Raw genomic sequence first — 14,883 nt, 5'->3', positions numbered from 1 at the left:
AGGGTATGATGATTCTTTAGACCCTGCCCTTTAAAAAAAGCTAAGGATCTTTTTTGGTAAATTCCTTTTGCCCGCCCGCCCGAGCCTTTCCTCGGGAGATCTTTCGGAGCCCTCCCGACCTTTTTCTGCCCTCTTGGGCATCGCCTATGGGTCGGGGTTAACCTGCCGCAAGTTTGAAGGCCGCCTTAAGGCACATCTCCCTAACGGCGGCTGTAATCTGGTCGGCAGGTTAAATCACGGTCCGGCGCAAATTATAGTTTTGACGGCTTAAGCACCCAGATCTCAGTGCTCTTGGGCAACAAGGCCTTGGTTATCTCGGCCTCGGAGCTGTTGAGTATTTTGACATTGGCCCGGCCCGCGGTGAAATCCTCCAGCGGCCCCAGGTTGAAGCCTACGCTTTTGGTCTTGTAATGCATGGGAAGACAGATTTTGGGCGAGAGTGATTCCATTACCTTTCCGGCCTCGCCGGCATCCACCGTAAAGGTGCCTCCCACCGGAATCATAAGTACGTCCACCGGGCCGACCTGGGAAGCCTCGCTTTTACTCAAGAGATGACCCAGGTCGCCCAGATGGCAAAGGGTCATTCCGTCGATGGTATAGATGAACGCTATGCAGGCGCCCCGCTCCGAACCGCGGCTGGCATCGTGGTACAGGCTGACGCCCCTGACCGATATCCCCTTGAACACAAAGGCCCCGGCCTCCCGGAAGATCCTGGCCTTGTCGTGCTCCCGGCTGATGTAATTGTGGTCGGCATGGTTATGGCTGATGGTGATGACGTCGGTGGGTTCATCGATCTTCTTGTAGCCCACCGCCCCGCCGTAAGACCCCGACTCGTAGGGATCAGTCAGCAGCCTGGTTCCCTTGGCCGAGCTTAGCTGAAATGACGAGTGTGCAAAATATTTTATCTTCATTTTACGCCAGGGTGTTATATTGAAGGGAAATCGATGGAAAAAAAGGCGAGCTATTTGCTCGCCGCGTTGACTTTGGGTTCGGGATATACGCTTATCTTTTTGCCGTCCCGACCCCGGGATTCAAACCAGACAAAACCGTCCGATATCGCAAACAGGGTGTCATCCTTTCCCCGCATCACGTTGAGCCCGGGATGGAATTTGGTCCCCCGCTGCCGGACCAGCACCGCTCCGGCGGTTACCTTCTGGTTGCCGAAAGCCTTGATGCCCAGCCGCTGAGCATTGCTCTCGCGGCCGTTTCGGGATGATCCAACGCCTTTTTTATGTGCCATTATTCCTTATCTCCTTTGCCTGGATTCTTCTTGGCCGCGGCGGGTTTGGCCGCCTGGGCTTTCTTGGGTGCTTTTTTCTTCTCGACAGCCGGAGTCGCAGGTTTGGCTATGGCCTTGATCTTGGGATGGCTGACGGTGTTGACCAGCAGGTCGGTATAATGGGTCCGGGCTCCCCAGCGCCGGCGGTAGTCTTTTTTGGGCTTGTAGATCATGGCCGATATTTTGGCCGAGCGGGAGTGGCCCACCACCGTCACTTCGACAATAGCGTCCTTGATTGTCGGCTGGCCGATGATGACGTCCTGTCCGTTGGAAAGCAGCAGCACCTTCTCCATCTTGTACCTCTGGCCCTCTTGGGCATCTATCCTGGGGATCCTTACCTTCTGATTCTCGGAGACCCTCACCTGGGTTCCTCCGCATTCGATCACTGCGTACATCTGATGTTACTCCTTAAGATACGATATATTGAAACAGCTATTTGCCGGAGGGAGCTTCCGGCATTTGATTCGCCGGCAGTTCGCCCGGCCTGCTTACAGGCTGTTGGTTTGATTTCTGTTCCTGCTGCATGGCCTTCTCTATGGCCGAGGCGGCCCGCCGGTCTTTGCCGGAGATCAGTGCCAGTGACAGCGAAGTTATCATGAATACCACGGCCAGGACGGTGGTGGCCCGGGTCAGGAACGGGGCCGCGCCCCGCCCGCCGAAGAAGGTCTCGCCGCCGCCGCCCAGCGCGGTGCCCAGCCCGCCTTTGCCGCTCTGCATCAGCACCACGCCGACCAGCAGCAGGCAGGCTATCAAATGGATCACCAATAAAAGGGTATGCACCTTATGTAAACCTCCCTGTAGTCCGGAGATATATCCGCCGGATCTTAAATTAAGATTTTGCGCTAAGTTTTGTATTATAACAAATTTAGATACAATATTCAAGTATTTTTATTAAATTTTATAATTGACATCGGGGCTGGCATATAATATCATTGTGATGCATATAAATGCTTGATATAGGTGCTGTTATGGAACTATCATCCCTGTCGTTCTCTTTGAACCAGGCTCCCCAGGTCGCTTTTCCCCTAGCCAGGGCTGGCAAGGACTATCAGCTGGCCATCATGGGCGGTGGTCCGGCCGGCCTGACCGCGGCGGTCTACTCCGCCCGCAAGAGGACCGATACCGTGCTACTTAGCCACGATCTGGGCGGGCAGGTACTGTGGACCTCGGGTGTGGAGAATTATCCCGGCTTCCAGTATATTAAGGGCCAGGAGCTGATCGAGAAGTTCAAATCTCAGGTGGCCCAGTTCCCCATCGATGTTTCCCTGGGGTTTAAGATCATTTCGGTCGAGCCGCTTGCCCAGGGATATAAGCTCTCCTTGGAGGACGGCTCGCATTTCACCGCCCGGTCGTTGATAATCGCCACCGGCAAGAAATACCGAAATTTGAACGTCCCCGGAGAAAAGGAACTGATCGGCAAGGGGGTGGCCTTCTGCGCCACCTGCGACGCCCCCCTGTTCGGTGGCAAAACGGTGGCGGTGGTGGGTGGTGGGAATTCCGCCCTGACCGCGGCCCAGGACCTTATGAGCTACGCCCAGAAAATATTCCTGATAAACATCTCTTCGGAGATGCAGGGCGATCCTGTCTTATTGGAGCCGCTAAAAGCATCCGGTAAGATTGAGTTTATCATGGAACACAAGGTGACCGAGATATTAGGAAAGGATTCGGTGATTGGAATAAGAGTATCATCGACCGATGATGTAAAGCAACGGGAGATAGAGCTGTCAGGCGTCTTTGTGGAGATAGGATTGATCCCTAATTCCGATCTGTTCAAAGGGCTGGTGGATATGAACCAGCGTGGCGAGATAATGGTGGACTGCGCCTGCCGGACCTCGCGGGGCGGGGTGTTCGCCGCCGGGGATGTCACCACCGTGCCGGAGAAGCAGATAGTGGTGGCCGCCGGGGAGGGGGCCAAGGCGGCGTTGAGTGCCTATGAATGGCTGGCCAGGAATTAAAATATTTTTCAATTAAGGGACGGAATATAAACCAGTAGGGACATAGCGTGCTATGTCCCTATATTTGTTTAATGCCTCCTATCCCCTTCCCACATTGAGAAGGGGTGGGGGTTAGGTCTAGGGATATATCTTCTCCAGCATCCGGGCGAACGGTATGGCCTCCCTTATATGTTGCAACCCGCAGATCCAGCTCACCGTCCGCTCTATGCCGATCCCGAACCCGGAATGCGGCACGCTGCCGTAGCGCCTCAGGTCCACATACCACTTGTACGGCTCGTAGGGCACCTTGTGCTCCTCCATCTTTTTGAGCAGCAGATCCAGATCGTGTATCCGCTGGCTGCCGCCGATGATCTCGCCGTAGCCCTCCGGGGCGTACAGGTCCGAGCCCAGTACCACCGAGGGATTATCCGGGTCCGGCTGCATGTAGAAGGACTTGATGGCCGCCGGGAAGCGGTCCACGAACACCGGACGGTCAAATTTACCGGCGATGGCGGTATCGTGCGGCGCCCCGAAATCCTCCCCATATTCGATGGGCACTCCGGCTTCATTGCATAATCTGACGGCCTCTTTATATGAGATCACCGGAAATGGCGCCTTGATCTTCTCCAGCGGCGCAGTGTCGCGCTCCAGGGTCTTCAGCTCGTTCTGGCATTCGTTCAGCACCTTCTCTATGATGGCGCAGATCATCCCCTCCTGGCACTGCATGTTCTCGGCATGCTCGAAATAGCTGGCCTCGGCATCCATCATCCACAGTTCGGTCAGGTGCCGGCGGGTCTTGGATTTCTCGGCCCGGAAGGCCGGAGTGAATGTGTAGACCTTGCCGAAGGCCGCGGCGGTGGCTTCGATGTACATCTGTCCGGATTGGGAAAGAAAGGCCGGCTCCCCGAAATAATCGGTCTCGAAAAGCGTTGTGGTCCCCTCGCAGGAGGTGGGGGTCAATATCGGAGCCGGGGTATGGATGAAGCCCTCCTGGTGCAGGTAGCCGTGAATGGCCTGTTCGATGGTGTCGCGGACCCGCAGGGCGGCATGCTGCTTGGAGGAGCGCATCCACAAGTGGCGGTGCTCCATCAAAAAGGCCGGGCCGTGTTCCTTGGGGGTGATGGGATAATCCAGGGACAGTTGGACTATCCGGAGATCGGTGACACCCAGTTCGTACCCTGAGGGCGAACGCTTGTCCTCCTTTACCAGCCCCTTGACGATGATTGATGATTCCTGGCTCACCTTATCGCCCAGTTCGAATATCTTGGCATCCACCTCGTTCTTGACCATCACCCCCTGGATGACGCCGGAGCCGTCGCGGATCTGCAAAAAATGTATCTTGCCGGAGGACCGCTTGTTGTATAGCCAGCCCTTGAGGGTGACCTCCTGCCCCAGGTGTTTTCCGATGTCGGAGATATAGACGAAATCAAGCTTCATATGATCCTTGCATTGATATTTTCGATTAGGTGTTAAATTTACCAAACTTTGAGCCTGCAAGTCAAGATAAAAGGCTGGCCTGAGCGGCAGTGTTATAATTCATTTTCTCTTGACATATTCTGACTTTTAAGCTACATTATTGCGTACACTGATGGCGTAGCTTTTTAGGCTTCGCCTTTAATTGCCAGAAAGGACATAAATCATGGGGCACAAACCTATCGAAGTTTTGATGGACGGACAGCGTTTGCCGGCCAAGGCTGGGGAGCAGGTCCATAGCTTGTTCAAGCGCTATCCTCCGAACGCCGGAAAATTGCTGGCCGCTAAGATCAACCAGAACCTGGTCAGCCTGGACGCCGTGTTGCACGCCAATTGTCGTCTGACCCCGGTGTTTTACACCGACCGCGAGGGCCTGGCGGTCTATCGGCGGACGGCCTGTTTGATATTGTATGAGGCGGTGGAGGAGCTTTATCCCGAGGCCCGGATTATCGTGGGCCAGTCGCTGGCCAACGGCTATTATTTTGATTTTGTATCCGATAAGCCCATCGACCAGGAGATATTGAACAACATCGAGACCCGGATGAGACAGATTGTGTCCGAGGGCCGGCCCTTTGTAAGGGAATCCATATCCATCGAAGAGGCCAAGGAATATTTCGACGCCGAGGGCTATCACGACAAGATAAAACTTCTGACCACCACCCGCCTGACAGAGGCCAAGCTTATCGGCTGCGGGGTGTTCAAGGACATCCAGCACGGACCGGTCACGCCCACCACCGGGTTTATCGACCGCTTTGAACTGGCCCTTTACGCCCCCGGTTTTCTGCTGCGCTTTCCCCAATCCAAGAACCCGGAGAGGATCCCCGACCTCTCTCCCCAGACCAAGCTGTTCAATATCCACAAAGAGACCAAGGAATGGAACAAGATCCTGGGGGTCACCAACGTGGGCGAGCTTAATGAGATCTGCCTGACCAAGGAGATCGGCAACCTGATCCGGATATCCGAGGGCTTTCACGAAAAGCGCATCGCCCAGATCGCCGACATCATCACCTCCCAGCGTGACAAAGTGAAGCTGGTGCTGATCGCCGGGCCATCCTCCTCCGGCAAAACCACCTTCAGCAAAAGACTGATGATCCAGCTCAAGGTCAACGGCCTGAGGCCCATCGCCCTGTCCACCGACAATTACTTCCTGGGGCGGGCCCAGACCCCGCTGGGCGACGACGGCAAGCCCGATTTCGAGTCCCTGCGGGCGGTGGATCTGGAACTGTTCAACCAGCAGATGAACGAACTGCTGAATGGCCGGGAGGTGGCCACCCCGATCTACAATTTTCACACCGGGACCCGGGACGAAAGGACCGTCAGCCTGAAGCTGGAGGCCAACGACATCCTGCTGGTGGAGGGCATTCACGGTTTGAACCAGAAGCTCACCCAGTCGGTGCCCCGGGAGAACAAGCTAAAGGTCTATATCAGCGCCCTGACCCAGCTGTGTCTGGATGACCATAACCGGATCATGACCTCGGATGTCCGGCTGTTGCGGAGGATAGTCCGCGACCGCAAGTTCCGGGGCTACAGCGCCGCCCACACCCTTAAGGTGTGGCCCTCGGTGCAGCGGGGCGAGGAGCACAATATTTTCCCCTTCCAGGAGGAGGCCGATGTAATGTTCAATTCCACCTTGGTATACGAGCCGTCGGTGCTGAGAATGTATGCCGAGCGTTTTTTGCTGGAGGTGCCCACCGACGATGAGAGCTTCGGCGAGGCCTACCGCTTGCTGCATTTTGTAAGGATGTTCGTGCCGGTGTTCGCCGACGAGGTGCCCCACACCTCTATATTGCGCGAATTCATTGGCGGCAGCACTTTTGAATATTGATCAAATTCGGCAACGCAAAAGCCCTCCCGAAGCATTCGGAAGGGCTTTTTTATATTCAAACTATTGCCTGGCCTCCAGCCGATAACCGGCCTCCTCTTCGTTTCTATGGTAGTTGAATGAAGCAATCATTTTCCGGTCGCCGGTTATATCATTAAGACTGGCCGGATAACTGCCATTGAGCATATAATAAACATCGATCCTGTTTTTCAGCCAACCCATCCTGGCCCTGACAGCCTCCCGCTGTATCAGGTTATTTTTTTTTGCTGTCAGCAGATTGATCCGGTGGGCTCCGAAGCCCGCCCCGCCCAAAACTGCCAATCCCAGCAGCACAGCGGCCGCTGTTATGATCTTGCCGGTTGCACTGGCCGTTTTTTTAGCCTGCCTTTCGGCCACCTTTGCCTCTGGCTCCGGGGTATGGATTATCTCCACCGTTCCCGACAGCAGCAGATTATAGACCGCATTGAAGGTCCGGAAACGGCCCAGATAGGTCTCCCCTATCATCTGGCTGATGGTCCTGGAGCCGTCTATCATTTCGAATATCTGCTGAATATCGGTTGAAATCTCCAGACCGGTGACCGTATCCTGGCTCTTTTTCAGGATGACGCCGTCGGAGGGCAGGGTCTTGGCAATGGCCGGCCATTCATCCTTGCGCCTTAAAGTTTCCAGCAGCAACGATTCGGCCGGGACGGCCACCTGGGATCGGCTGTTCTGATACAGTCTCTCCTCGGGATTGAACTTGTAACGGGCATCGCTCCAGGTGAAGACCTCGTCCAGCACCTCCTGGATCTTGAAGATCACCAGATCGTCTATCTCCTCCTGGGTCATCAGCCCCTCCTTCAGAAGCAGTTCCCCCAGTGGGATCCCGGTGTCAACCTGTATCTTCAGGATGGATTCCATTTTTCCCTGTTGCGCCTTTTTGGACCTCAGCAGATAGTTCTGTAGCTGGTCTTGGCGGCCCTGGCGTCCGTATACCGCCCCGGTGATCTTGCCGTGATCGAAGGCGATGGAGGCTTTGTCGTTTTTTGATGTCAGCTGTAGCACCCCGGCCTTCTGGTTGCCGGCAATGAACTGCAGAACATCCGCCAGACCGAACTCTTTTACATTACCTTCAAGCGGCATCTGGCGCTCCTTGGTTTCTGAACAGATGAATATAGCCCGCCCAGGAGATGAGATATAATACCGCCAGGATGACTCCGGCGGCCCAATAAAAACCATCCGTCGCCGGAAAATCCAGCCGGGCCGCTATCCAGGGAGAGATGAACAACATCAGGCCGGCGTACAGCATTCCCAGGGATAGGGAAAGAAGCAATCCCTTTATGACTCTTCCCCCCATCACATATGAGAAGCCCGGCAGGAAAAAGTTTGCCAGTCCGGAGATCGTCCGCTCCCTCTTTACGGCCTGGCGGGAGAGCACCTCCGCCGCCTTTTGCTGCAGCTCCTGCGACTGAATGGAAAACACCTGGTTGTGGCATTCCTGACAATACAGGTTTCCGTCCTGGGCCGGGGATTGGCATCGGTCGCAGATATACCGTCCGCATAGCCAGCAGTTGCGGACCGTTAGGCTATCCTTTACCAGGATCTGCCATGTGGTGATCAGAGCCACCAGCCCCAGCCAAGCCCACAAAGACAGCCAGAGATTCAGCTGGGTGAGGCTGGCGAACTCCGCCGCATCAAATGAAGCAAATGGGTTCCATCCCCGCCACACTTCCGGCCACAGCAGTTCCAAGCCAAGCTGGGAATCCATCACCATATTGCCGCCCGACTCCCGGCTCCGGCTTTCCATTCTGGCCGGGGCCAGTGAGGCGGCCCTCTCCAGTTCCTCCCGGGCCTGGTTGAAATCGATGGCCTTGAAATGCACCTGCCCCAGATTGTAATGGGCCTCCGCTAGATCCTGGTCGGCTTCGATGGCTAGGCGGTAGAACGAGGCCGCGCTGTCGAACTGCCCTTTGAAAAAATAAATATTACCCAGATTATTCAGGGCGGCGGGGTTGTTCCCCGATGCTTCGATAATGGCCTTCAGATAAGTCTGGGCCCGGTCAAGTTTCCCCCGGTTCTTCTCCATCAGGGATAGAGCGTATATCGGCTTCAGATCCGAAGGATCCAACTGTTGCTGACCGGCCAGGTCCTGAACCAGCCCGTTGTTCCACTCCGAGGTATTGGCCACCGCCAGGGCTTCAACCCGCCCCCGATCGCTGACGTTGAAGAACTGGTGAATCAGGTTGAAGCCGGCTGCCGAACAGCCGATCAGGGCCATGGTGATCCAGAACATTACTTTCTCCCGGGTCCTTCCCATGGCGATGACCGCTCCAGCCGGGAGGATTACGGCCAAGGCCAGACTGAATCCGGCTATGATCACTAATAAGCCGATGCCCACCGATACTGCCAGGAATATCCGCCCGAAATAAGGCCAACTTTTAGGGAGCAGGTCGGAGAGCAGGTGAAACAGGTAGGGAAGGTATTTTGCCGCCAGCAACAGCAGGAAGAACAGGCCTCCCGCCATCAGGGCCAGCGAGAGTCCAAATATCCCCAGCCATAATGCCCGGTATCTATAGCGGAAATCCTGCCGGTAGCCGTTGATGGTCTGGATGAACTGCCCCAGGGCCGATGCAACTCCGCTAATGTGGCAGTTGGCCTGGAAATGGTAGATATTGTTTTTAAAGGAGTACTGATCGGCCAACAGGGCCAGCCGGGAATATTTTTGCGCCCCTTCCCAGTCTTTATCCTTCAGGGCTTGGCGGGTTATATCTCCCCAATAGGCCCCGACCACGGGAAGGTCCAATCCTAGCGCCCGGCTACGGATCAATGAGGACTCGGCGGCGGCCAAGGCCTCCTCCGGCATCCCTTGATGCTGGTAGTCCAGGCTTCTTTGCCGCCACTCCTGCCATTGCATTAGATCGGCCCAGGCGGCAGTGTCGGCAGCCACGGTCGGCCCACCGGAAGCTGGGGCTATCTCCAGGCTATCTTTCTGGCTATAGCATAGACCGGACATTAGCAAAAGTGCGGTAAATATTAATAGTTGTCTTCGCATTCTCGATTGTTGTAATTTAAGTACGATCGTTGCCAAAAATGTCATGTAGCAGGCTTTTTTAATGATAGTGTATATATCGGTTAAAAGTCAAGCAAAAAGGTTTGCATTTTCCCCCCTTAATTTGGTATCATTCTCCTGTATGGATATTTTAATCGCCACCAGAAACAATGACAAGGTCCGAGAGATCTCGGAGATATTGGACCTGCCCGACACCCGCTTCGTCGGATTGGATGATTTTCCCGACTGTCCGGAGGCCGAGGAGACCGGCCGGACCTTCGATGACAATGCCATGATCAAAGCCAGCCAGGCGGCCTATTACAGCGGCCTTTGGGCTTTGGCTGACGATTCCGGCCTGATGATAGATGCTCTGAATGGCCAGCCCGGAATCCTTTCCGCCCGCTTTGCCGGGCCGGAGGCCGGTTCCCGGGGTAACTGGATGAAGGTGCTGGAGCTGATGAAACAGGTCCCGTCCGAAAAAAGGACCGCCCGCTTCGTCTGTGTCCTGTGCTTGGTGGGAAACAATAACCGGGCTTTTTTTACCCGGGGCGAGATCGAAGGAACGATAACCACAAAACCCCTCGGCAGCAACGGTTTTGGCTACGACCCCATTTTCCTTCCGGCCGGGTTTGATAAGACCTTTGCCCAGCTGGATCCCCCGGAAAAGAACCGGATCAGCCACCGCTCCCAGGCCCTGAAAAAGATGCGGGCTCTGATCAACGGCTTGAGCTCCCTGGGCTGACCTAAAACTTAGCTTGACATATCAACCTTTGGTATAATATAATTACTGTTTGCTGAAGGTGCTACGGGGTGTGGCGCAGTTGGTAGCGCGCTTGCTTTGGGAGCAAGAAGCCCCCAGTTCGAGTCTGGGCACCCCGACCAGCTTAGATTGCAGGAAATAGATTTCTGATTTTGAGATAGCTCTGGAAGAGACCGGGCAAAATGAATCTACAGTGTTCAGTTTTTAATAAATGTCGGGGAGTAGCGCAGCCCGGTAGCGCACCTGGTTCGGGACCAGGGGGTCGGAGGTTCGAATCCTCTCTCCCCGACCATTTTACGCCAGAAGTAAAGGATAGGTTTTAGATATTAGATTGGGGATACCGGAAAATAATCCTCTGGTCGATGTTGTTTTCTCAATTATCCAATTTCCCTGGTCTGTTATCAGAAATGCGCCTGTAGCTCAGCTGGATAGAGCATCTGCCTTCTAAGCAGAGGGTCACAGGTTCGAATCCTGTCAGGCGTACCATTTTAGGGAATTGGGAATTGATTTGTGGTATCTTGACCCTGCAATTTAGGAAACCAGAATCGGAATCTGTATTGACATCAATAAAATGCTCTGTGGGTTGCGCAAAAGCCTTAGAAACAAAATGTAAATATACCACCCAGATCCCAATAATCTATTTACCGTTCCCAAGCATGGTGGATGTAGTTCAGCTGGTTAGAACGTCGGATTGTGGATCCGAAGGTCGGGGGTTCGAATCCCCTCATCCACCCCACCAAATATACAGAAACCCGGGCGATAATTCGTCCGGGTTTCGTTTAATTGGGAAAAGCGCATGCATTTAACTGCTGCGCTTTTTTAATTTGAGTTTATCTGCCTTTTCCGCCGTCCTTCTTTCCGCCGACACCATCTTTAGGTGTCATTTCATCGTCTTTGCTGTCCTTTTGCTGAGTGCGGGTTTTATTTTGGGATTTTTCTTTAGTCTGGGTGGAATCGGCAATGCCGTCACCGTCCTCGTCACGGTAACGTTTCTGCTCCATGGTTCCTTTGCCTTTGTCACCCTCCTCGGTGCGAACCCGAAGCTTGTCGTCTTCCCCCTGATTCTTGGTGCGGACCTGGTTCTTTTCTTTGACCTGAGCGGAATCGCCTTCAACCAATTTTTTCTCTTCTCTGGTCCGGGTTTGAATCATTTCACCCGACCCCTTGTCGCCTTCTTCGGTGCGAGTTCGGATTTGGGTCTCTTCGCCCTTGTTTTGGATCTTGATCTGGTTCTTAACCTTCAAGCTGTCACCATCGGTTTTGGGCTTTTGCCCGGCAGCGAAGACTGTGGCCGAAAAAGAAAAGATAAGGATCGGCAATAACGCAATGGTTAATTTTTTCATTTCTCTCCTTTGGATTATAGGGTTTATGCATTTATCTATATTAGAGTCAATATGTTATCTTCGGGTTCCCTTTCGGCATTGCTTAAAAATATCATTGCCCAATAGTCGCTTTTGCGGTTTACACAATTTGCCTGCCATGATACCTGTTTGTTTAATTACCGCAGGATAGTTGGAGCAGCCCGAATGAGGGTTCATACGGGCTTTGGTTATTGAGAAAAAACATCACTTCCCATGGTAGAGGATGAATCCCAAGGTCAACGCGACCACATCGAATACCGCATGGGCCGTTACCGCCTCCATGGCATTCCTCTTTCTCAGGTAGACCAGACCATTAAGCAAACCCAAAATAGCGGTGGAAATTATTCCGGAGGTCCCCTGATAAGCGTGCCCCAAACCGAACATTGCCGAGAAAAATATCAGGGCAAAGATCAGGCCGGCGGTCTTGAATGCCTTCTCGAATCTGGTCAGAACGAATATCCGCCAGATCTCCTCCAGAAATCCTCCCTTGAAAATGGCCATAAACAATAAGATGGGGATGTAATACAAATTGCTGAACAAATATTTTATATTCTCGCCTTCGGCCGCGGCATTGGGCAGCAGAGCCTCTAAAATCGGGCTTATCAAAAAAGTATCCAGTGCAAAGATGCCGATCCCGAACAAGGCCCCGATGGCTATCTGTCTGCCTAATTTGTTTTTATTGAACCCCAGTGAGCCGAAATTTTCATTGGTCAGCTTGAGCAGGTAGTAGACCAGCAGGAAGGTAAGCATACCCACCGTAACGATATACAGCGAGGCTTGTGATAGGTTTTCGCTAAGTTTGACCTTAAGCCCTAATTGCTCGGCCAGCGAAGGTTTGGTGGAAAGAAAATTAAAAATCTTCTGGATCCAGCCTATGGCGATTATTCCGATGGACAGATAGATCGCATTCCTGACCGCTGGTTTTTTCATATCATCCTCACTATCATTTGTTGTTTTACTAAACCGCCAAGGCGCAAAGCTCGCTAAGAAATTAATAAAATTATATTTCGTATTACATTTTTTCCACCAGAGGATATGATTGGCTTTTGTTTAAAGAAAATACAGCATTTCGCTTCCTTGGCGTCTTCCGCTTTCGCTTTCGCTTAATAATTAACTTCCACGAGTGCCGTAGCTTTAGGGAAGGCACTTGTAGTATGGAATCCCAACGGAATATTAGATCTCTACCTGGGGTGACATGCTGAACCGCTGTTTGCCGGGTTTATTGGGCACAATATGACACTTGCGGCAGCGAGCCTCGTATTTCTCGGCGGAGCCCACCGAGACCACCTCGCTGTCATACGGCGCCGGATGGCCGTCCAGCAAACGCTGGGTGCGGGTGGCCGGCTCGCCGCATATTGAACAGATGGCTGAGAGCTTGTCCACCTTTTCGGCCAGAGTCAACAGCTGCGGCATCGGCCCGAAGGGCTCTCCCCGGAAATCCATATCCAGCCCGGAGATTATCACCCGGATATCCTGGTGGGCTATCTCCTCGATGGCCGGAATTATATCGTCCCCGTAAAATTGCACCTCGTCTATGCCCACCACCTGAATTTTATTATCCACTGCGCCTATGATATCGCCGGCGGTCAGGCAGGTGACGGTGGGAAGTTTCAGGCCGTAATGGGTGGTAATGCACAACTCATCGTACCGGGTATCGAACGAATGCTTGAATATCTGTACTTTCTGCCTGGCATAGGTGGCCCGCTTAAGCCGGCGGATCAGCTCCTCGGTCTTGCCGCTGAACATGCATCCACAGATAACCTCGATTTGTCCCCGTTGCATTTCAATCCTAACGATTAAGTTGGCATAAATATACACTTAAAGTGACGATAAAATCAAGCGAATATTAGACACTATCAATGGTAGCTACGTAGCAGGCGCAAATTGTTTATAATTCAAAGATCAGTAAAATCTGCGTGGATCAGGTTACTTTTTATCCTCCAGGTTTCCTGGTCTGGCCAGAAAAGCCCAACAAAAAAGCCCTGCGTAGTTAAAACGCAGAACTTTCGGCGTAGATACAAATCGGTCTTTTGCCGGCATATGAACCAGGGCCTGATCAGTTTTGGCAAGCCTGACGGTATTCCTCCACTAGAGTATCCATCAAATCCTTGACCGATATGATCTCCGTGGCCCGGTAGGCGTTGGCGCCGGCAAAGGCGAATCCTTCGTCCAGCAGGCCCTTCTGGGCGTTTATCAGGGCCAGGGCGATGCAATACGGGGTGTTCTTGAAGTCGCAGGTTATTATGCAATGATGCGGACAGGTGAACGGCTTCCTCTCCCCTCGGCTGACATCCTCGATAAACTTGTTGCGAATGGCACGGCCCGGCATTCCCACCGGACTTTTGATTATGGTCACATCGTTCTGGCTCGAATCGATATAGGCCTGCTTGAATTTTATGGATGCGTCGCACTCAGTGGTGGTGACGAAACGAGTGCCCAACTGGACTCCGGCGGCTCCCATCAACAGGAATTTACAGATATCCTGGCCGGTATATATCCCGCCGGCGGCGATCACTGGAATGGGCCTGCCGTATTTTTCGGCATAAGGTTTAATAGCCTCGATCACTTCGGGGATCAGTTTCTCCAGGGTGTAACGGGGATCGTCCAGGTGCTCTTCCTTGAACCCCAAATGCCCGCCCGCTTTGGGACCCTCCACCACTATGGCATCGGGAGGGTAGTTGTATTTGTCGGACCATTTTTTGGCGATGATGGCCGCCGCCCGGCCGGAGGAGACGATCGGCACCAGTTTGGTTTTGGAATCCTTCTTTAAAAACTCCGGCAGATTGAATGGCAGGCCGGCTCCGGAGAAGATGATATCTATCTCCTCCTCGATGGCGGCCTTGACCAGATCGGCATAGTTGGAAAGCGCCACCATTATGTTCACCCCCAGAACGCCTTTGGTAAGTCTTCTGGCTTTTTTAATTTCCTTCTTTAAGGCCCGGATGTTGGCTTCCAGGTAATTGTTGTTGAAGTCCGATTCGAACATCCCGATGCCGGCGGTAGCAATGGTGCCCACTCCGCCCTGATCGGCCACCGCTGAAGCCAGGCCGGCCAGAGAAACGCCCACCCCCATGCCGCCCTGAATTATGGGGAGTTTTATGACCAGACCGCCTATCTTTAATTCTTTCATTTCATTCATATGCAAATTTTCCTTTGAAGGCTTATGTATAGCAGGCCGGCGGTTATTATGATGATATCCGACAGGCTATGGGTGATATTGCCCCAC

The 14,883-nt window shown here is 53.3% G+C and carries 14 protein-coding genes and 4 tRNA genes; 7 read left to right on the top strand and 11 right to left on the bottom strand.

From position 1 onward, the window contains the following. Positions 1 to 251: 251 nt before the first annotated feature. From A2273_09240 to A2273_09225, 4 genes are read right to left on the bottom strand one after another with little or no spacing between them, the layout of a single operon-like run. The gene (locus A2273_09240; protein OGF07103.1) at positions 252 to 911 is read right to left on the bottom strand and encodes a hypothetical protein; all 660 of its coding nucleotides are present in this window, start codon (positions 909 to 911) and stop codon (positions 252 to 254) included. A gap of 50 nt (positions 912 to 961) precedes the next feature. After that, complete coding sequence (locus tag A2273_09235; GenBank protein OGF07102.1) at positions 962 to 1,240, bottom strand: 50S ribosomal protein L27; 279 nt, start codon at positions 1,238 to 1,240, stop codon at positions 962 to 964. Further along, on the bottom strand, positions 1,240 to 1,674 hold the full coding sequence (locus A2273_09230; protein OGF07101.1) for a 50S ribosomal protein L21: 435 nt from the start codon (positions 1,672 to 1,674) through the stop codon (positions 1,240 to 1,242). The genes A2273_09235 and A2273_09230 overlap by 1 nt, the downstream gene beginning before the upstream one ends. A 37-nt stretch (positions 1,675 to 1,711) precedes the next feature. Then, positions 1,712 to 2,059 carry a preprotein translocase subunit SecG gene (locus tag A2273_09225; protein ID OGF07100.1) on the bottom strand — a complete coding sequence of 116 codons (348 nt, stop codon included), beginning with the start codon at positions 2,057 to 2,059 and terminating at the stop codon, positions 1,712 to 1,714. A 281-nt stretch (positions 2,060 to 2,340) separates the two neighbouring features. Between A2273_09225 and A2273_09220 the strand changes: the two genes are divergently transcribed. Then, entirely contained in the window at positions 2,341 to 3,234 is an 894-nt protein-coding gene (locus A2273_09220; GenBank protein ID OGF07152.1) for a hypothetical protein, read from the top strand. A gap of 117 nt (positions 3,235 to 3,351) precedes the next feature. Here A2273_09220 and A2273_09215 read toward each other — a convergent pair whose 3' ends face one another. Continuing rightward, on the bottom strand, positions 3,352 to 4,650 hold the full coding sequence (locus A2273_09215) for an asparagine--tRNA ligase (protein OGF07099.1): 1,299 nt from the start codon (positions 4,648 to 4,650) through the stop codon (positions 3,352 to 3,354). Positions 4,651 to 4,852: 202 nt separating this feature from the next. Between A2273_09215 and A2273_09210 the strand changes: the two genes are divergently transcribed. Continuing rightward, the gene (locus A2273_09210; GenBank protein ID OGF07098.1) at positions 4,853 to 6,511 is read left to right on the top strand and encodes a hypothetical protein; all 1,659 of its coding nucleotides are present in this window, start codon (positions 4,853 to 4,855) and stop codon (positions 6,509 to 6,511) included. 60 nt (positions 6,512 to 6,571) lie between these two features. Here the strand turns inward: A2273_09210 and A2273_09205 are convergent, their stop codons facing one another. After that, the gene (locus A2273_09205; GenBank protein ID OGF07097.1) at positions 6,572 to 7,630 is read right to left on the bottom strand and encodes a hypothetical protein; all 1,059 of its coding nucleotides are present in this window, start codon (positions 7,628 to 7,630) and stop codon (positions 6,572 to 6,574) included. After that, positions 7,620 to 9,500 (bottom strand): hypothetical protein, encoded by a 1,881-nt coding sequence (locus A2273_09200; GenBank protein OGF07096.1) that lies wholly within the window; start codon positions 9,498 to 9,500, stop codon positions 7,620 to 7,622. Before A2273_09200 ends, A2273_09205 begins: the two co-directional genes overlap by 11 nt. A gap of 178 nt (positions 9,501 to 9,678) precedes the next feature. Here A2273_09200 and A2273_09195 point away from each other — a divergent pair, with 178 nt between their 5' ends. The 5 genes from A2273_09195 (at position 9,679) to A2273_09175 (ending at position 11,032) form a co-directional block, all read left to right on the top strand. Then, the gene (locus tag A2273_09195; protein ID OGF07151.1) at positions 9,679 to 10,278 is read left to right on the top strand and encodes a non-canonical purine NTP pyrophosphatase, RdgB/HAM1 family; all 600 of its coding nucleotides are present in this window, start codon (positions 9,679 to 9,681) and stop codon (positions 10,276 to 10,278) included. Between the two features lie 64 nt (positions 10,279 to 10,342). Continuing rightward, positions 10,343 to 10,418 (top strand) — tRNA-Pro (locus A2273_09190). Positions 10,419 to 10,511: 93 nt separating this feature from the next. Continuing rightward, positions 10,512 to 10,588 (top strand) — tRNA-Pro (locus tag A2273_09185). A 117-nt stretch (positions 10,589 to 10,705) separates the two neighbouring features. Next, positions 10,706 to 10,782, top strand: a tRNA-Arg gene (locus tag A2273_09180). A 173-nt stretch (positions 10,783 to 10,955) separates the two neighbouring features. Beyond that, a tRNA-His gene (locus A2273_09175) sits at positions 10,956 to 11,032 on the top strand. Between the two features lie 94 nt (positions 11,033 to 11,126). Here the strand turns inward: A2273_09175 and A2273_09170 are convergent. The 4 genes from A2273_09170 to A2273_09155 form a co-directional block, all read right to left on the bottom strand. Further along, complete coding sequence (locus A2273_09170) at positions 11,127 to 11,639, bottom strand: hypothetical protein (protein OGF07095.1); 513 nt, start codon at positions 11,637 to 11,639, stop codon at positions 11,127 to 11,129. Between the two features lie 222 nt (positions 11,640 to 11,861). Further along, on the bottom strand, positions 11,862 to 12,587 hold the full coding sequence (locus A2273_09165; protein ID OGF07094.1) for a hypothetical protein: 726 nt from the start codon (positions 12,585 to 12,587) through the stop codon (positions 11,862 to 11,864). A 243-nt stretch (positions 12,588 to 12,830) separates the two neighbouring features. After that, positions 12,831 to 13,439: a thymidine kinase gene (locus A2273_09160; GenBank protein ID OGF07093.1), complete on the bottom strand. Its 609-nt coding sequence runs from the start codon at positions 13,437 to 13,439 to the stop codon at positions 12,831 to 12,833. Between the two features lie 274 nt (positions 13,440 to 13,713). Then, positions 13,714 to 14,796, bottom strand: a complete 1,083-nt coding sequence (locus A2273_09155) for a 2-nitropropane dioxygenase (protein ID OGF07092.1) — start codon at positions 14,794 to 14,796, stop codon at positions 13,714 to 13,716. Positions 14,797 to 14,883: the final 87 nt, after the last annotated feature.

The sequence above is a fragment of the Candidatus Edwardsbacteria bacterium RifOxyA12_full_54_48 genome, assembly GCA_001777915.1.
Lineage (GTDB): Bacteria > Edwardsbacteria > AC1 > AC1 > EtOH8 > UBA2226.
The sequence above is the reverse complement of the archived record's forward strand: the minus strand, read 5'-3'. Positions and strand labels throughout refer to the sequence as shown.